The sequence below is a fragment of the Thermosporothrix hazakensis genome (assembly GCF_003253565.1).
Classification (GTDB): Bacteria; Chloroflexota; Ktedonobacteria; order Ktedonobacterales; family Ktedonobacteraceae; genus Thermosporothrix; species Thermosporothrix hazakensis.
In genome coordinates, this window is sequence record NZ_QKUF01000028.1 from 1 (window position 1) to 17877 (window position 17877).

17 protein-coding genes and 1 tRNA gene are annotated in these 17877 nt (G+C 53.8%); 10 read left to right on the top strand and 8 right to left on the bottom strand.

Annotation, left to right across the window (positions count from 1 at the left end; all coding sequences use genetic code 11):
* The 3 genes from EI42_RS32820 to EI42_RS25310 form a co-directional block, all read left to right on the top strand.
* On the top strand, nt 1–303 hold a 303-nt coding region (locus EI42_RS32820), incomplete at its 5' end, for a hypothetical protein (RefSeq protein WP_170142905.1).
* Nucleotides 304–321: 18 nt separating this feature from the next.
* The gene (locus tag EI42_RS25305) at nt 322–1299 is read left to right on the top strand and encodes a tyrosine-type recombinase/integrase (RefSeq protein WP_111325433.1); all 978 of its coding nucleotides are present in this window, start codon (nt 322–324) and stop codon (nt 1297–1299) included.
* Nucleotides 1300–1470: 171 nt separating this feature from the next.
* A tRNA-Arg gene (locus tag EI42_RS25310) sits at nt 1471–1543 on the top strand.
* Here EI42_RS25310 and EI42_RS33480 read toward each other — a convergent pair.
* Nucleotides 1535–1864: a hypothetical protein gene (locus tag EI42_RS33480; protein ID WP_211326341.1), complete on the bottom strand. Its 330-nt coding sequence runs from the start codon at nt 1862–1864 to the stop codon at nt 1535–1537. The two genes, EI42_RS25310 and EI42_RS33480, sit on opposite strands and share 9 nt — an antisense overlap.
* A gap of 144 nt (nt 1865–2008) precedes the next feature.
* Between EI42_RS33480 and EI42_RS34495 the strand changes: the two genes are divergently transcribed.
* Nucleotides 2009–2266 (top strand): protein kinase domain-containing protein, encoded by a 258-nt coding sequence (locus tag EI42_RS34495; RefSeq protein WP_111325434.1) that lies wholly within the window; start codon nt 2009–2011, stop codon nt 2264–2266.
* Nucleotides 2266–3621 carry a serine/threonine protein kinase gene (locus tag EI42_RS25320; protein ID WP_111325435.1) on the top strand — a complete coding sequence of 452 codons (1356 nt, stop codon included), beginning with the start codon at nt 2266–2268 and terminating at the stop codon, nt 3619–3621. The genes EI42_RS34495 and EI42_RS25320 overlap by 1 nt, the downstream gene beginning before the upstream one ends.
* Here EI42_RS25320 and EI42_RS25325 read toward each other — a convergent pair.
* The 6 genes from EI42_RS25325 to EI42_RS25350 form a co-directional block, all read right to left on the bottom strand.
* Nucleotides 3596–4855, bottom strand: coding sequence for a carboxylate--amine ligase (locus tag EI42_RS25325; protein WP_111325436.1), 1260 nt, complete (start codon nt 4853–4855; stop codon nt 3596–3598). The genes EI42_RS25320 and EI42_RS25325 overlap by 26 nt on opposite strands.
* On the bottom strand, nt 4852–6090 hold the full coding sequence (locus tag EI42_RS25330; protein WP_111325437.1) for an NAD(P)-binding domain-containing protein: 1239 nt from the start codon (nt 6088–6090) through the stop codon (nt 4852–4854). The genes EI42_RS25325 and EI42_RS25330 overlap by 4 nt, the downstream gene beginning before the upstream one ends.
* 83 nt (nt 6091–6173) lie before the next feature.
* Nucleotides 6174–7502 (bottom strand): lipopolysaccharide biosynthesis protein, encoded by a 1329-nt coding sequence (locus EI42_RS25335; RefSeq protein ID WP_111325438.1) that lies wholly within the window; start codon nt 7500–7502, stop codon nt 6174–6176.
* Between the two features lie 17 nt (nt 7503–7519).
* On the bottom strand, nt 7520–8335 hold the full coding sequence (locus EI42_RS25340) for a polysaccharide deacetylase family protein (protein ID WP_211326342.1): 816 nt from the start codon (nt 8333–8335) through the stop codon (nt 7520–7522).
* The gene (locus EI42_RS25345) at nt 8335–9339 is read right to left on the bottom strand and encodes a glycosyltransferase family 2 protein (RefSeq protein WP_111325440.1); all 1005 of its coding nucleotides are present in this window, start codon (nt 9337–9339) and stop codon (nt 8335–8337) included. Before EI42_RS25345 ends, EI42_RS25340 begins: the two co-directional genes overlap by 1 nt.
* A 14-nt stretch (nt 9340–9353) precedes the next feature.
* Nucleotides 9354–10121, bottom strand: a complete 768-nt coding sequence (locus EI42_RS25350) for a glycosyltransferase family 2 protein (protein ID WP_246046339.1) — start codon at nt 10119–10121, stop codon at nt 9354–9356.
* A gap of 366 nt (nt 10122–10487) precedes the next feature.
* Between EI42_RS25350 and EI42_RS25355 the strand changes: the two genes are divergently transcribed.
* From EI42_RS25355 to EI42_RS25375, 5 genes are read left to right on the top strand one after another with little or no spacing between them, the layout of a single operon-like run.
* Nucleotides 10488–11627 (top strand): glycosyltransferase family 4 protein, encoded by a 1140-nt coding sequence (locus tag EI42_RS25355; RefSeq protein ID WP_111325442.1) that lies wholly within the window; start codon nt 10488–10490, stop codon nt 11625–11627.
* Nucleotides 11615–12847: a glycosyltransferase family 4 protein gene (locus EI42_RS25360; protein ID WP_111325443.1), complete on the top strand. Its 1233-nt coding sequence runs from the start codon at nt 11615–11617 to the stop codon at nt 12845–12847. Before EI42_RS25355 ends, EI42_RS25360 begins: the two co-directional genes overlap by 13 nt.
* The gene (locus EI42_RS25365; RefSeq protein ID WP_111325444.1) at nt 12844–14400 is read left to right on the top strand and encodes a hypothetical protein; all 1557 of its coding nucleotides are present in this window, start codon (nt 12844–12846) and stop codon (nt 14398–14400) included. Before EI42_RS25360 ends, EI42_RS25365 begins: the two co-directional genes overlap by 4 nt.
* Before the next feature lie 23 nt (nt 14401–14423).
* Nucleotides 14424–16307 (top strand): hypothetical protein, encoded by a 1884-nt coding sequence (locus EI42_RS25370; RefSeq protein WP_111325445.1) that lies wholly within the window; start codon nt 14424–14426, stop codon nt 16305–16307.
* 1 nt (nt 16308) lies between these two features.
* Entirely contained in the window at nt 16309–16662 is a 354-nt protein-coding gene (locus tag EI42_RS25375; RefSeq protein ID WP_111325446.1) for a hypothetical protein, read from the top strand.
* 44 nt (nt 16663–16706) lie between these two features.
* Here EI42_RS25375 and EI42_RS25380 read toward each other — a convergent pair whose 3' ends face one another.
* The gene (locus tag EI42_RS25380; protein WP_170142908.1) at nt 16707–17849 is read right to left on the bottom strand and encodes a phosphopentomutase; all 1143 of its coding nucleotides are present in this window, start codon (nt 17847–17849) and stop codon (nt 16707–16709) included.
* Nucleotides 17850–17877 lie beyond the last annotated feature (28 nt).

Genomic DNA, 17877 nt, shown 5'->3' on the forward strand with positions numbered 1-17877 from the left:
CTGATGCAGGATACGGAAGAGGAGGAGTTGAAGGAGTATCGATCAAAGCGCCGTGCAGAAGTGTTAGCAGAAGCGGATAGGTTGAGGGATTTTGATGATGAGGCGTATCAAGGGTGGGTGAATGAGGGATTTGGGGAAGTAGAAGAGGAACTTCGTAACATGAAGCGGGCTTTATATCGACAGAAGAAGAGAGATCGTTTACGAGAGGTAATTGAGGACATGAATGAAGGGAGGGTTTTTTTATCGGGACGGGTAATCACACTTTGGCATTATCAGCGACAACAGATGAGGTTTGTTGGTTAGCAAGGAAGTGAGGTGTGTATGAAAATAGAGAAAGCAATTAAGGGTTATATTATTGATTGTCGAACACGCGGGCGTAGTTATCGAACAATTGAATGGTACGAACAGAAATTACGGGTGTTTGCTGATTGGATGAGGGAAGAGGAGGAGATAGAGGAGCTGGAAGAGGTATCGACATTGCATCTGCGTGCATTTGTGTTGCATATTCAATCAATTCAGGTAGGGCGGCCAACGGTGAATAAGAATGGAGATCCGTCAGAGATTTCGCCATTGACGGTAAAGGGTTATGTGCAGGTGGTGAAGGGGTTCTTTAATTGGTGTTACCAGGAGGAGCTAATAGAGAAGAATCCTGGGGCGCGTTTGCAGTTACCAAAGGTGCCTGAATATGTGATACCAACGTTTAGTAGTGAGCATATTAGAATGATGCTGGCAGTTTGTGATACATCGACGGCGCTAGGGTATCGAGACTATACCATTGTGTTGCTGCTGTTAGAGACAGGAGTAAGGATCTCAGAGTTGTGTAATCTGAGAATGCAGGATGTACATGAGGATTATATCAAGGTAAATGGGAAGGGGAAGAAAGAGAGAGAAATAGGGATATCAGCGGGTGTGAGTAAATGTTTATGGAAGTATATTAATAAATATCGAAAAGCGCGTGATGAGAAAGAGGATAGGGTGTTTATTAATCGAGCCGGTGTTCCTTTGACTCCTACAGGAGTGGATCAGGTACTAGATGATCTGAAGGAGAGGGCAGGGATCACAGGAGTGAGAGTGTCAGCGCATACATTCCGGCATACGTTTGCTCGGATGTACCTGGAACAGGGAGGGGACTTGTATAAGCTTTCGCTGCTGATGGGCCATAGTGATGTAGAAGTGACTCAGGAGTATTTGAAGGATTTTAAGAAGAGAGAGGCACGGCGTGAGCAGGATCGTTTTTCTGCTGTAAATGCTCTGGGTGTGTTAAATGGTCGAAGAAGGAAGAAGCGTTCTGACTTGTGACAGTAGAGGTTGTTCCCGGTTATTACTGTCTCCAAAATGGCTTTGGGACAGTCGGTTATTGGTAAAAATGACTCTAAGGGGTTGTTGTTAGAGCGACACCCTTTAGAGCTGTTTTCGCGCTTTTGGTGGGGATTGAATAAGGTAACTGGATGTGATATTATAGTGATGCTCGGGGCTGTAGCTCAGTGGATAGAGCGTCGGTTTCCTAAACCGTGCGTCGGAGGTTCGAGTCCTCTCAGCCCCATTCGAGTAACACGGTGGCTTGTAGAGCCACTTCTTTTTTTGGCGATTCTCGGCGATTCTCAAAGTGTGTCATATCCTCATCTCCATTTCGAAAAACCTTTGCTGTGTCTCCTGAAAAACCATTGCTGTGAAGAGCTGTATTAAAAACAGCCGATGCTCTATCCACTGAGCTACAGCCCCCATAAAGCAAATCAGCAAGAGCAGCTTGAGGCTTTTTACCAGAAACCGAGTGTCGGAGGTTCGAGTTTCCTCCCTTCTTTTCTGCTGACTGATGGTATTTGATCTGCTGGATTGTCCTCTCTAACTGGTCGTTCCTGTTCACTGCTGTATTTTCAGGTTTCTCTACGTTCTTAATATAGAAGAGAGTTATTGTCTCTCTTTCTTATGTATTACTTGATAACCGACAATATCTATCTCTGTTTTGCCTCTTCTCGAAGATCTGACAAAGAGCTTGTAGGAAAAATATATGTTTGAATATATCGGGCGCACTGTCGGGAACTATCGTCTGCTGCGCGGTCTCGGGCAGGGAGGCTTTGCGGATGTGTATCTCGGAGAACACCTTCACCTCGGAACTTATGCTGCCATCAAGATTCTACATACACGTCTGGCTAATGACGCTGTTACTCAGTTTCGCACTGAAGCTCGTACTGTCGCACAGCTTCGTCATCCCAACATCGTGCGTATTCTGGATTTTGGCATTGAGCAGGGAGCCCTTTTCTGGTGATGGACTATGCTCCTGATGCCTCTTTGCGCGAGCGCCACCGTTATGGGGAGCGGGTTTCGCTCTCTGCTGTTCTCGCTTATGTCGAGCAGGTTGCTGATGCTCTGCAATTTGCACACGACCGCAAGGTTATTCATCGAGATATCAAGCCTGAAAATATGTTGGTGGGGAGCCGACAGGAGATCCTCTTAACCGATTTTGGTATTGCCGTAGTTGCTCATAGCACCAACTCGGCGAAAACTGAGAATTTTGCCGGGACGCCATATTATATTGCTCCAGAGCAGGCCATGTCGCACCCGCGTCCAGCAAGTGATCAGTATGCGCTTGCCGTGGTTGCCTACGAGTGGTTGGCCGGGCGGCGTCCATTTGATGGCACCTTTACCGAGATCGTTGCCAAACACCTTTCAGCGCCTCCGCCCCCGATGGGTTCCCATGTCCCGAATGCGGTAGCGCATGTCCTGATGAAAGCGCTGGCAAAAGATCCGCAACAGCGTTTTTCCTGTGTCGCTGAGTTCGCGGTGGCGTTGCGGGAGGCGACGGTTGCAACCTATCCTCTTACAAGCGTTGCGTTGCAGCGGTCCACTGTTGCTGACGCCAGTACTGTTGTACATGTTTCGGAACAAATGAAGACGGAACGGGCAAGTGATGGACTGATGCAACAGCAGCAGCTTGTGCTCCCCGCAACACCCGCACCTGAAGCCGAGAAACCGCTGCCAACGCCCGCGCACACCGAAGAGAAAACCAGGATGGCTTCACACAAAAAAACGCGGCTATGGAAGCTGTTCAGAGCGCTGCTCTGGGTTGTGCTCGGTGCTTGCCTGGCGCTTCTGTTGTATGCGAGCAGGAACAGTAGCGGCTCAATGACAGGGGTGGAGATAACTGTTGTACTGGCTATGCTCCCGCTCTATATCATGTTGACCGGGATTCTGTTCGGCTGGTGGCTTGGTCCTTTGCTGCTACTCCTTCCATCGCTTGCATTCCTGCCTCTGGGGGCTTATATTGACGGACAACTCTTGATCGGGCTGATTGTCGGGGCCATGTTCTGCTCATGCTTGACCGGATTTCTTGCGTCCCGGAAAGGGCGACCCCGCTTCAAACGAGCCTGGATCGGTATCAGCATCCTGCTCCTGCTCTGTTCCCTGCCGCTCACCTGCATCCTATATCCACCCTCTGGGCCTGAGAATCTGCTTATTGTGGTGCTGGGGGGTGCTTCTGCCAATTGTACTGGCCCTGCTTCCTGCCGCCTTGATCACGTGGAATCGTTCCAAGCGCGAGACTGCGGCCCAAAAAGAGAAGATGGCAAGCGCTTGAAGCCTTGCCATCGTGGATCGCTCAGGGATGGTGTAGCCGCTGTTTGACCTGCTGACAGGCAAAATGTATGAAGTCCTTTGCCGCGGCAATTGCCGGGAGAGGATCGCGCCAGTCTACATAATCGTAACACATCGGCTGGAAGAAGGTCAGGCCAAAATCCAGGAATGCCTTGAGGGGAGGTGCACCGTCTGGCCGTCCCTGGCGCAGCATGGATGCAAGGGTTGTGGTAAAATCACCACGCAGATAGCGCATCCATAGCCCCGTTTTGTAGCCTTCTACGTGGGGAATGGGCTCTCCACAGGCCCATTGATAGAGCATATAAGGGAAATCAACTCCTGCCCGAATTGCCAGCTCTATTGATGCTGAGAGACGCGGGTTGATCTCCATCAGATAGGGTGTCCCTCGATCATCGCGGCGAAACTCTACTTCTGAATATCCTTCCAGAGAGAGTGTGCGGACCAGTTGTTGCGCCTGCTTACCCGTATCTGGCGGTACGGGGATACTCTGACGCAGGACAGAGGCTCCGCCAAGAGGGGGATCTGTGCGTTTGGCCCATTGCGCGAAGCAGGCGTAGAACCGCTCATGTGCGTAGAAGACATGAAGCGCTTCCCGGCGTCCTGACAGATACTGTTGAATCAGAATGCCGGTTCCATGTTGCAGGAGCGTGGTAGCGTGGCGATAGGCTTCCTCCTCTGTTATCACCAACTGGCTTGTCAGGCTTTGTGTTGGTTGAGTCTCCCATGTCCACGAGAGGGCAGGCTTCAGGATTGCTGGTAGGCCGATGTCACGGAGCGCCGCTTTGATATCTTGTTCTTGTGTTACGGTGACAGTGCGTGGAACGGAAAGACCTTGCTCACGGGCCATTTGAAGCGTTGCCTCTTTATCCAGCGCGATGCGCAGACCGGGAGCGGGACTCAAGGCGAGACGCACGCGCTTTTCCAGTTTAGCCCGGTAGCGGTTTATGATCTCGGCTGTCGCATTGGAAGAGACGAACAGTACCCTGGGGCGCGTGTACTCAACACAGCGCTTGATTGTCTGGAAATAGATCTCCGCGCTGTCGCCTGTCGGGCAGATATAGGCTTTTCGGCACCAGCGAGACTCATAAGCGGGAGCATGACGTGTTTGATCCATCACTGCAACCTGTAAGCCACGCCGACCCAGTGAGCGGACTGTTGCCAGTGCCTGTCGTAAATGCGCTTCCAGGATGAGCGCGTCATAGAGATAGGTGGAATGCTCGACTTGTGTTGTCCCTCGGGATGTCTGAAGCAAGGTCTGACTCATGAATGTTGCCCCTTCCCTATCTTCTGAAATTGCCTGACAACATGAGCTGTAACACGTCTGGCAGTGGCATCAGCCCCGAGAACAAAGCGATAGAGCGGGCCCGCGCCCAGAACGGAGCTAAATCCCACAAAGTAGAGATTGGGAACGCTGCTCTCAAAGAAAGGAGAAAGCAGAGGTGCTTGCTCGTAAGTGCGGATGCGTGAGAGCAGCGCGTTGTTGAGCATTGGCACTTTCCTGAGATCGCAGCGATAGCCTGTCCCGAGAATAATGTGCTCGACCGTAAGTTGCTTGCCGGAGGAGAGGCGCAGTTCGATTCCACGGTCAGTCTCATGCATATCGACGATCGGTTGTGCCTCATGAATGGTAGCCTTATTCTGAACTCTCGGTCGGAGCCAGGAAGAACCCATCGGCCCATAGAGCCTGCTTGTGACGGTTGCTTTCAGCGATTTAGGCAGCTTATAGAAGGCGTACGGGAGCTTTTCCAGTGTCCAGCTTACCCAGTCCGAGTTTATCCCGGCCCTGGGATGAAGAATGCGGTGCAGGAAGGTATCATCGGGTGTTTCGCCTTTAATCCAGGTCAGCGGACGGCGCGAGATCAGGTGTACACGCGCTCCGCATTCCTGTGCCAGTGCGGCAGTTTCCAGTGCGCTCTGTCCGCCTCCGATGACCGCGACCTCTTTATCCTGAAAGCGTGTGAACTGCTTATGGGTCGAGGCATGAGAGACCAGTTCGGGGCTGAACTTTTGAAAGGCCTCGGGCTGATAGGTATAGTAGTGCAGGCCGTGTGCCATAATCACAACCCGGCTGGAGAGCTTCCCGCCATCGTCCCGGGTTAGCAAGAACTGCCCATCTTGCTGTTCTATATCTGTAATGAAGGTTTCCTGGATCTCAGGAACCAGTTGCTCTTGAAACCAGAGTCCATAGCGAATAAAGAGCTCAATCGGGAGCGGCTCGCCTGGCATGTAGCCAATCTCGCGAAAAAAGGCCTTGATACTGCCTTTTCCAGTTGGATCAGAGAGGCTGCTTGCCCACCATTCCGAGCGGAGCCACATGCCGTCGGGCATATAGTCCCGCCAGAGCTGAAGCGGTTTCCCAAAGATCGCTACTCGAAGGCCGTGATGCAACAAATGCGCCGCGATTGAAAGTCCATAGGGCCCGGCTCCGATAACCACCGCATCGTATGTCATTTCTGATGTTGCTGATGAAGCCGGTTGTTGATCTAATAGCTGTCTCATATACGTCCTCCTTACAGAAGCTCTTGTGTGATAAAAGCAAGCAGACAACCTGTAGAGACTTCCGCGGCAACCGAGCAGAAGCCTTAAACGCGGCCAGTGTAGACAGCCTCCTGAATGGCGTCGAGGGAGGAATCATCTGATGTGTGGTGCATAGCCTGGTAGACCGTGCGGATCATGAAACATGCCTCGGTGCAGGCTACTGTGAGCCACCCCAGACTCAACCCGACCAAACCTCCCATCCTGGCTCCTAGCGCAGCCGCTCCCAGTTCCACAATGCAGCAGAGAAACATAGGAAGCACTATGTGCAGAATGCGCTGACGCAGACGATAGATTGTGACAAAATGATAGCGTATGGTTGCTGGAAAAACGCTTAAGCCCAGAATTTGCAGACACAGGACGGCCTGCTCATTATGGCGATAGCCAAAGAGAGACATCACAAAACCGGCGCACACAAACAAAACCCCATACGCGATACCACTGAGTGGCACGGAGAGGCCAAGTGTTATCCGAACGTTTGACGTCAGGCTCTCCGGGTGTGCCGCCGCCCGCGCGTTGAGTATGGTGGTCAGCGCAAGCGGGATCATCGTCAGGAAATTGGCGATCATCCAGGCTGAATAGAATATTGCATTGGTTGTTGCCGAAAGACTCATCGTCACCAGCACAGGTAACAGCAGCGGCGTTGCCTGAAGGGCCAGATTGAAGAGATAGTGCTGTCCGGCAGTTTTCCCCGGTTTTTTCAGCCAGTTCCAATCACTCCAGATACGCATTCTGTGTCTGTGTTGTCCCTTTATCATCCAGTATAAGAAGAGCACCATCATTGAGCAAACATTCCCGATGATCCAGGTTACATAAATACTCGCCCATGATTTATGCAGCAAACCAAGTTCAACGGGAAGCAGCGCGAGCAGCTTGATGCAAGCAAACAGAATATTGCGCAAGAGCTGTTGCGTGCCGCACAGCAAACCGAGGAGCGCCTGATCCAGAACGAGTGTACAGGCTGTCAGGCTTACCCCGGTTGCGAAGAGGAGGACGGTCATGATGCTGGTGCGTAGTTCATGAAAGTGAGAGGATAAGGACGGAACCAGCAGGGCGAAGAGAATTCCGGCAAGCGTTCCCATCAGGCTGGCGAGTAGCAGTGAGGCCCCGATCAGGGAGGCACGTTTTTCAGTTGTGCGGGGCAGCTCGCCAATCAAAAAGGTGCCCAGCCCTACCGTACTGATGGTACCGAGGAGCATCATGGCGGAGATGATTGCGGTACTGATGCCTACCACGCCCTTTGGGAAACGGAGCGAGACAATCCACCAGTAGATAAAGCCCATGCCCGAGGTTACCACGCTAGTGCCGATAAGTGAGCCAGCATTTGTCAGCAGGTCACCGTAGGTTTTGAACCAGTATTGAAGCTTTGCTTTCATCACTTCATCCTTCCACATTATCGCCGTGTCCGGGTGAGCGCCGCGCTATAGCTTCGGAGGACCTGTTTTACCGGAATGCGGGCCCTGATATACATCCGCTTCAGTACGGGGGCCTCTTCCTCCTGGTGGAGCAGCAGCCGGAACGCTTCGATACTCATGCCTGGCGTAACCATCAGGCGCTCAAGGCTGAATGGGTGTGAGGTAACGGCACAGGTCGCGAAGTTGACGGCACAGGCCGAGGTAAAACCAAGCTGCTGTACCAGTTCGCGAACATCGGGTGTATAGTAGCCGAAGGGATAGGCAAAGCTACAGATCTCCTGTCCTAAGCGCTGCTCAAGAATCAGTTTGCTGAGCGCGATTTCTTCTCGCGCCAGGGAGAGTGGCAGAAGATCCAGCGCGGGGTGCGTATGGGTATGCGCTCCGCACTCAATCCCGGCCCATCTGATCTCCTCAATCTGGGCCCAGTTGAGCATGGGGCGTTCGGTCTCGTTCTCGGGGCGAAGCCATGTACTGGTTTTTCCGATATAGGCCGTGGTGATATAGAGCGTAGCCGTAAACTGGTAGCGCGTCAGGATGGGCAGCGCATAATCATAGAAATCGGCAAAGCCATCATCAAACGTGATCACAACCGGCTTCGCGGGAAACGGTATCTTTCCCTGCATGGCCTTGAGGCACTGGGTCACGTTGAGTGGCGTATAGCCATTGCGATGCAGGTAATCCATTTGAGCCGCGAACATCACCGGGGCAACAGCGAGCTGCTTGAAGCGCGGGTTCGCCGATTGGGAGATGCTATGATACATGAGAATGGGGATATACCGTTCTGCGGTCTTCATCAACATACCTGATCCTTTCTTCCTGTGGGAACCTGGTGGCCTCTTTGCTGGTACGGCAACAGCATCGGTTCCGGCATGCTGCCATAGAGATAGCCCGTCACGGCAGCACCAATCCCTGCCAGAATTGTCAGCGCCTTTTGCAGTGATACTTGTTCGCAATGAAGCAGCGAGCGGATAAGTAGCGCGGGCACAATACCGAGTAGCAACCGAAAGGTATAGCTTTGCTCGGTCGCCAGACTTGCGTGCTGGCCGACAAAGCGGGCGATCATCGCTTTGGAGATGCCTTCCGCGAAGCAGCGTTGCACGAAGTATTTCCATGCTATGCGGCTCTGAGGCACCCGGTGATAGACCCGGGCCTCGGGCTGATACAGACAACGCATCCCCGGCTGTTGCTGCTGCACGCGGATACATAGTTCGGTCTCCTCGCAGCCAAGCGGCAGTGTTCCGATACGCCCGATATGGCTGCGAAAGCCACCAGAGCGCTTCAATACCTCCTTGCGAAATGCCATATTTGCGCCGATCACATTCCGTACGATTGTGTTCTGTTCGGGCATGCCTCGATAGGTACAGCCAACTACCCAGTAAAACTCCTCCGGGAACCAGCGTGGTGTTTGGCCGGGCCAGAGAGGAAGTATCGAGCCTCCAGTAGCTGCAACTGTGGGATCTGTGAAGCCTTCTATGAGCTGTGCAAGCCATGACGTGGTGGCGATCGCGTCATCGTCGAGAAACGCAATCACGCTACCCCGGGCAACATCAAGACCGGTATTGCGCGCTCCCGAGAGGCCAGGAGCATGGTGGTTCTCCACTACCTGAATGTCCGGCATAGAGGCTTGTAGTTGCTGATAGAGAGTCTGATTATGGTCGCTGACAACGATAATCTCTCTGGCCGGAAGGGTTTGCCGTCGAACCGAGGCAATGGCTTCCTGAAGGGGCTGCCAGCGGTCCAGACTATAGGTGCAGATGACTACTGAGACATCTGCTTTCTGTGGTTCCTCCACAGGCATCGTCCTTTCCGTTTTTATACCGATATCTTTTCTTTCGTGTGAAGCTGCGTAGGAAGCGTCTTGAGCGGCTCTGTATGCACGGTTTTCCCCTGGCGCCACTCATGCACAATGGTACTGAGGACGCGCCAGCCATCGCGGATTGTATGCAGGTTGCTGCGTCCATAGATGCGTAGATTCTCGATACTCGGGATCTCTGCAATGCCAAGATGCGCCTTCAGCATGCGGAGGTAGAGCTGTGTTTCCACCTCAAATCCCTCGCTGTCGAGCTGGATCTGATCGAGGCAAGAGCGCCAGAAGGCCACATAGCCATAACAGAGGTCGCTAATATTGGTGCCAAACAGCAGGTTGACGATATGGCAGAAAATGGCGTTCCCCAGGCGGCGGAGTGGCGTGATATCGAAGCTGCCGCCGCCCGGCTTGAAGCGTGATCCTTTAACGCAGTCATAGCCCTCCATCAGGGCACTGACGAAGCGCGGAATCTCTGTCGGGTCTGCCGAGCCATCTGCATCGAGCATGATAATGATGTCCCCCCGCGAGACGGCAAATCCAGTGCGGAGCGCCTCGCCTTTCCCTCTCCCTGCCTGGGTAACAATCTGGATGGAGGGAAGAAGCTGTCGGGCTACCTGGATTGTATTGTCTGTGGAATGCCCATCTACCAGTATGACCTCATCAACAATGGATGGGAGTAAGGGCAAAATACAGGGGAGGTTTTGTTCCTCGTTCATTGCCGGGATTATCACACTGACCCGTGGTTTCTGTGTTCTTCCTGGTCGTATTTTCACCTTTTGTATCACCTTTCCAGAGCCGTGTAGCCAGACGTTCAATGCTCTTTGCGCTCTGCGTGCTGGCTCCATCACAGAGCCAGTAATTCTTGCTCGTTGATACGGCTTGTTATGGGCAAAAAAGAACAATTGTTGGCTTTAGTATACGAATACGCAGGAAAGAAATATGTGCGGCTATCTATTTGGAGACTGCATATAATTAGCACGAAGCGTTTCTGCTTCTCCGCATTTAGATGGTGCGTAACCGTTATCCCACCCCTTTGCGATACCCTTGTTGTTGGGTGTGTATACTGGAACTGGCAGAGAAACGCGATGGTGAAGAGATTGCCCATGTAGAGCGTGAAGTGCTTTGAGGGGAGGTTGTAGATGTCCGTTGAATCTGACGTGGTAAAAGTGTTGATGGTGACCCCGCGCTACTCTCCTTCTGTTGGCGGAACGGAAACGCATGTGTATGAGGTCGGGCGGCGGTTGGCTGAGCGAGGCGTTGCGCTGACACTCCTGACGACTGCTCCGGCTGGATCCGCTCCCTCTGTTGAGATGGCTGATGGCATGCGCATTATTCGCGTGCGGGCCTGGCCTCCACGGGGCGACTACTTTTTTGCTCCCGGTATTGAGACGGTCATGAAGAGCGAGAACTGGGATCTCGTCCATTGCCAGAGCTGTCATACCTTCGTGCCGATTTTGGCGATGCGGACCGCGCAGAAACTCGGCCTTCCCTATGTGCTGACGTTTCATACCGGAGGGCATTCTTCTCAGGTGCGCACGTTGTTTCGTGGCCTGCAATGGCGTTTGTTGAGACCCTTATTTGCCGGGGCACAGTACTTGATCGGGGTGTCACAGTTCGAGGCCGCGTATTTTTGCCTGAAGCTCGGGCTACCTGTGAAGAAGTTTGAGGTGATTCCTAATGGCGCGTCTGATCTGGCTGCCTATCTCCCTTCAGGCGAGACAATCACACCAGAGAATGCGCTGATCGTCTCGGTGGGACGGTTAGAGAAATATAAAGGACACCATCGGCTGATTCTGGCGCTGCCGGAAATCCATAAGTATTGTCCTGCGGCCCGGCTTTTGATCCTGGGACAGGGGCCTTATGAGCTTGTTTTGCGCGAGCTGGCGAAATCAGCGGGCGTTGCCAACTTTGTTGAAATTCGCTCTATTTCCCCTGCCCGACGTGCGGAACTGGCGATGACTCTGGCTCGTGCCTCGCTGGTGGCGCTGCTCAGCCAGTATGAAGCGCACCCGGTTTCGATTATGGAGGCGCTTTCGCTGCGCAAGCCGGTTCTGGTTGCCAACACGTCGGGCCTGAGCGAGCTTGCCCGTTGGCCTCTGGTCAAAGTGATTCCTTTAAGAAGTTCGGCACAGAAAATAGCGCAGACGGTTGCTGAGATTCTTGCATGGCCACCCCGGGCAGAGGACGTTCCTTTGCCTACCTGGGATGATTGTGCCGAGCGGTTGCTGACGCTCTATCAACGTGTTGTAAGCGAGAGGAGGGCACAATGCGTATCCTGATGCTCACTCAATTTTACCCGCCAGTAATCGGCGGAGAGGAACGACATGTCCGCAATTTGAGCCTGGAACTGGTTGCACGCGGCCATCAGGTGGCGGTAGCAACACTCTGGCAGGAGGGCTGCCCGGAATTTGAAGAGGACCAGGGAGTACGTGTCTATCGTTTTCGGACGACAACGCAGCGCTTTTCATCTCTGTACAGCGATCCACGGCGGACACATGTGCCTCCGTTTCCTGATCCCGAGGCAGTTCGCGCCCTGTCCAGGATCATGCACCAGGAGCGCCCGGAGATTGTTCACGCACATAACTGGCTGGTCTATTCGTTCCTGCCTCTTAAGCAGCAGTATGGCTGCCCGCTGATTTTGACGCTGCATGATTTCAGTCAGGTCTGCCCAACCAGGCGATTTCTCTTTCAGCGAGAACTCTGTGAGGGACCGAGGCTGGACAAGTGTCTACAGTGTAGTGCACAGCATTATGGCATAATGAAAGGCATATCGGTCGCACTGATGCATCGCATCGCGTCAGCTACTGCCCGTCAGGGAGTGGATCTGTTTCTCCCGGTCAGCCGGGCTGTGGCGGAGGGCGCTCGGCTGAGCGAGCTAGAGTTACCCTTTCAGGTGATTCCGAATTTTATTCCTGATACCGTGACCTCACTTTGCAGTTCAAACGCGAAGCTGAATCGGTTATTGCAGCAGCTCCCCAGGAGAGAATTTCTGCTTTTTGTGGGAGATGTTGGTTATGATAAGGGCATAACGACGCTGCTCAATGCCTATGCCGATATGGCCTGTAACGTGCCACTTGTCCTGATCGGGAGAGCTGTGGCCGATTCTCCTACTGAACTGCCTCCAGGAGTGATCTGGTTGCGGGATTGGCCCCATCAGGCGGTAATGCATGCCTGGCGACGGTGTGCTATTGGCGTTGTACCGTCGCTGTGCCCCGATGCCTGCCCGACAGTAGCAATGGAGGCGATGGCCATGGGAAAACCCGTGGTTGCTTCGCGTATTGGCGGTATCTCTGACGTTGTCGTCGATGGCAAAACGGGCGTGCTGGTTCCTCCCGGGAATGCTCGTATTCTCCGTTTTGTGCTTGAATGGCTGATGGAGAATGACCATTTGCGAGCCCGGATGGGGGAGCATGGCAGGCAGCAAGTCACCTCTTTTCTGGCAAGCGCGGTCGTCTCACGCATTGAAACTATCTATCGAGAGGTCATACAGTCATCATGAATGGAAGTCGAGGGCGTGCAGAGCGAGCCTTGTTTGTGCGCTTCATGCTGCTACTCGTCTTCCTGGCCGTTCTGCCGCTGGCATCCTGTAAGCTGGAGGGGCCATCGCTTGAGGTAACAAAACAGAGCTATCTCAGCCGTTTTTCGCCAGGGATGTCGAATGTTGATTCCAGTTTGTCCTATCCCTGGAAAACAAACAGCGAGCAGGCGGTTCAACAGGCGCGGGCGCTTGCCTCTCAGGGGCTGACCTTCGTGAACAATTTCCTTATGGGGTGGGGCTCAGATAATCCCTGGCCTGATCCAGCTAAGCCAGAACCGGATAACTGGGCCTCTATGGATCGCAAGCTTGAGCTGGCGCGACAGATGGGAGCGCACCCTGTAATCTCGCTCTGTGAGGCTCCCTGGTGGATAAAGGGGGAGTTACGTGGAGATGGCACCACCAGATTGCTGACCCCCGCTGATGATTTTGCTGAGGTGGCCTATTCCTCGCGTGTGCTTGATAATCAGATGGACAACTGGCTGCATCTGGTGCGCCGAGTCGCCGAGCGCTATATGGTCGCTCCCTATAATGTCCGGTTTTTTCAGATATGGAATGAGTTTAAGGGGTACTATAATCCCGCGACCAACAACTGGGATGTCAGCACATCGCCCGGGGAGCCCGATGGCCCCAATGCGAAGCACGGATATACCTATATGTACAACCGTGTGTATGAGACGCTGAAGATGGTCGCGAAAGAGCTCGATATCAACCCTTCAGCGATCTTTGTGGGTGGACCCTACATTGTGGTGAACACCTGGCTGCATGCGCAGAAAGCCAGCCATCCCTCGCAATTTATTCGCTCGTACGGGATGTATGATAACCGCGATCTGGCCGCTATCAGCTACTGGCTGGAACATAAACGGGGAGCAGAGTTTATCACGTTATCCGGCAACAATCGCAATCGGGACGATGTTGAAGATGTGAATCCATTTACAGCGGCAGAAAAGTTTGCCGATGTGGTGCGCTGGCTTCGCTCGCTGGATGCGAACCGCTATCCCGGAGCGCGTACGTTGCCGATCTGGTGGGCGGAGTGGTATGCCGATAGCTATCAACCAAACGAGTTACAGGGAACGCTCGCGGTCAAAACCTATGCCATGATGCGCTTTATCGAGGCGGGTGGCTCGGTCGCGTTGATCTGGGGTGGTAACGGAGAAGGAGAGTCCACGCCGTTGAATGGTCTCTGGACATCAACCGCGGTAGAGAATGGAGGCCGACCGCTGCCGTGGTTTATGGTCTACAGGGTGCTGAACAATTGCTTTAGCGCCGGGTCGGTGATCTATCGCACGTACACGACTTCGCCCGATATTGCGGCGCTTGCCGGGCCGATAAAAACCATTATCGTGAATAAAACCGCCGATACGCGCACAGTGAACTTTGAGCGAGAGTCACGAACGCTGAAACCGTATGAGGTACTGATTGTGGATACAGCGCGTATCTCTACTGTCCTGAAAGAGGGAGGCGTTCCCTCGCTTCAGCCAGCCTGCCAGGCCCTATTAGAGGAGACTGCCAGATAAGAGTATCGGAGAAAAGGAGCGTTATGAGATTACTCGGGTATGCTTATGAGGGCGTTTTACTGCGTGACAAACTGGTATCGCTTACTCACATCTACCTTCAGGATAGAAGGCGAAGGTGGATCGATAGCACTGCTCTGCTTATTCTGCTGCTTATCTTCTTGCTCTGGCGCTTCTCTCTCTCGGATGTACAGTTAGAAAGGATGACCGGTCTAGGGTTAGTATCAGCCTTACCGTTACAGACGCTTGGAGCTCTGGGGCTTGCGGTCCTCTGCTTTGTGGTTCTGCTACAATTGAAGTCGCTGCGGGAGCCGCTGCTACTGCTCTATCTGCTCACGCTCATTTTTATGCTCTATGGAATAACGTCGGTACTTGAGGAGGTGCCGCGTTTCGCGACGGTCTATCGACATGCGGGCTATACCGAGTACATCATGCGTAACGGGACCGTGGATCCCAACCTTGACGCCTACTTTAACTGGCCGGGCTTCTTTATCTTCGGAGCCTTTCTGACCCGGGTCATACACGCGCCTGATATTCTCGTGTTTGCCGGGTGGGCGCCGCTTGTGCTGAACCTTGCCTATCTTGCCCCTCTCTATGGGCTTCTGGGTACCTTTACCACCAATAAGCGGCTGCTCTGGTTGGGGTTGCTGGTTTTTTATCTGGGCAACTGGATCGGGCAGGACTACTTTTCGCCACAGGGGCTTAGCTTCTTCTGCTATCTGGTAATTCTGCTGATCCTGCTGCGCTGGTTCAGGGGAGCAACTCAACCGCTCCGGGTGCCGAACTGGCGCCGGCTACAGCCCGCGATCGCACTATTGAGGCGCTATGAGCATTGGAGCAGACAGACAGACGAAGTTCCACAACCCTGTACACGTGCCCAGCGGATTGTCTTACTGACGCTGGTATTACTCCTTTTTGTGTGTGTGGTAGCCAGCCACCCGCTCACGCCCTTCTTTATGATTGCCAGTATCACGGCGCTGGTGCTGCTGCGGCGCTGTCATCCTATCTGGCTGCCGGTTGCTCTGTGCGGGCTCACGCTTGCCTGGATGGTGATTATGGCACAACCGTTCTTGCGCGGCCATATGCCAATGGTGACGGGCCATCTGGGTCAGGTCGCAAGCTCGTTTTCGGCGAATGTGACTGCCCGGGCGGTAAAGGGGAGCCCTGAGCATATTTACATTTCATCTGTCCGCATCATGATGACACTGACTCTCTGGGCCGCGGCTGTGGCGGGCTGTCTCCTGCGCTGGCGGCGCGGCCAAAGAGACATCACGCTGATCGCTCTGGCCGTGACTCCATTCCTCCTGATGATTGTGCAGTCGTATGGTGGTGAGATGCTCTTGCGGGTCTACCTGTTTGCGCTCCCCTTCGCGGCTTTCTTTGTGGCCTCGCTTTTGCAGGAAGAACTGGAGAAGATCCCGCTCTGGCGTTGTGGTCTGGTGGCCTGTGCTGTACTGGCGCTGTTAAGCAGTTTCCTGTTTACCCGGTATGGTAATGAAAAGATGGATTATATCAGTGCGAATGAGGTTGTCGGGTTGCGCTATCTCTATCGCGTGGCGCCGCCGCACTCACTGCTGATGGAGGCCTGGTATGGAGCACCCTGGCAATTTGAGCGCTTCGAGCAGTTCAACTATTTCTCGGCGAAGGATGTCATCAAGTATAGCCCGATCGCGCTTGCCAGTAAAGAGCACGTTGAGGCGATTCTGGATGTGATTCGGCGTGAGCAGCCGACAGAGGTCTATATTCTCTTTTCCAAAAGTCAGGAGGCAGCAGCGGACCTGTTGAATGATGTGCCCTCGTTTAAACTGCGGCAACTGGAACGAGAGTTGCTGCGCTCGGAGCGCTTTCAGTCATTCTACCAAAACGGAGATATTACTATTTTGCGCTACGTGCCGGAAAAGGAGAAATGAGATGGCTCGAACAACAATCTGTGCGTTGCTGATTTTGCCGCTTTCGTTTCTCTGTGAGCCGTTGATGATCTCGGGAGGCTGGTTCTGCAATCTGCTCCTGTTGGGCTTCCTGTTTCTGGCTCCTGGAACGATCGTGGTCAATTTTCTCCGGCTTGAAGAGCCGCTTCTTGAAGGGATTCTGGCGCTGACGATGAGCATTGTGTTGATGATGCTGGTGACAAGCGTTGCCCTCTATACCGGGCACTGGTCGATTATGGGAATTGTGAATGTGCTTGCCTGTTTCTGCTGTGTGGGGGCCGCGATCCAATTGCTCTCTGTTTGTTTGCGTGTGCTGGAGCGGCTGCCCGTATCATGAGGAACAACCCCGCTCAAGGTATGTCCCTCATGGTACGGCTTGGCTCAGGCGAGCCCGAAGAAGGAGCGACAGAGTGCCGCGACGCCGCGCAGGCTCGACATAGGAGTAAGAGGCTCTGTCAGTGGACCGCGGACCAGCACCGGGACATATTCCCGTGTATGATGGGTGCCATATGTCGGGTCATTTCCGTGATCCGCCGAGATGATAAGCAGGCTCTCGTCATCCAGACGGGGCAGGAACTCGCCGAGCCACGTATCAACCTGCCGCAGAATATCGCGGAAGCGATCCACGTCCTCGGCATGGCCGGAGAGATCTGTTTCCTGAACAGTGGCGACGATCAGGCCGCTTTCCAGGCGCTCCCAGGTCTCATTGATATCCGAGAGAACACCCGGCGTATCGACCGTCGGGCGGCGTGGTATGCCTTGATCTCCGGCCGCGACGTCCGCGACTTTCCCGATCAACTCCACTGGATAGCCCGCCTGCATGAACTGCAAGGGAAGCTCGTCATCTGGCTTGAAACCGACACCCAGGTGGCGCACCAGATACCCTTCTTTGTAGAAACCAACCTCTGGTGTAACAATCCCTGTTCGGCCTTCCGACGCTTTATGGACTGCGCTTAGAATGCTCTCAGGCGAGATCTCGGGCGAACCGAAGGCGATAACGCGCGGGTTGCGAACCTGTGTGCGCACTACCTCACCAGCACGGACCAGCGTCTCAAGATCGACAATATCGAAGGTGGCTGCAAGGTTGATCGCCATGCCGGGCTCATTTTCCAGATTGTCCGAGACGAGAATACCATTATTGACCCAGAGCGCTCCATTGTCCGCGATGGGGTGTACTATGAAGCCTGCCTGTTCGAGCGCCGGGATCAGGAACTCAAGGCGCCCGCGAACGGTGTCGGGGTGGGTTTCGGGGGCCGTGCCGCCTAGCAGCTCGTTGTGGCCGAGGTAGCTATCAGCACCGGGATAGCCAAGCGCTGCCCGCCCGACTGCCGGGCCGAAAGTGCCATCGGCGGCCTCAAACAAGCCAAGTGCTGCTAGATGGGGGAACGAGGCGCGTTGCTCCCGACTGATAACATGGTTGGTAGTGTTGGCCCCCTGTTGCTGTTCAGGAGCGTCTGGCATGGCTCCTATACCCAATCCATCCAGAATGCATAATACTGCACGTTTCTTTGAGATCATATTCATAACGCTTTTTTCTTCTACTTTCCACATA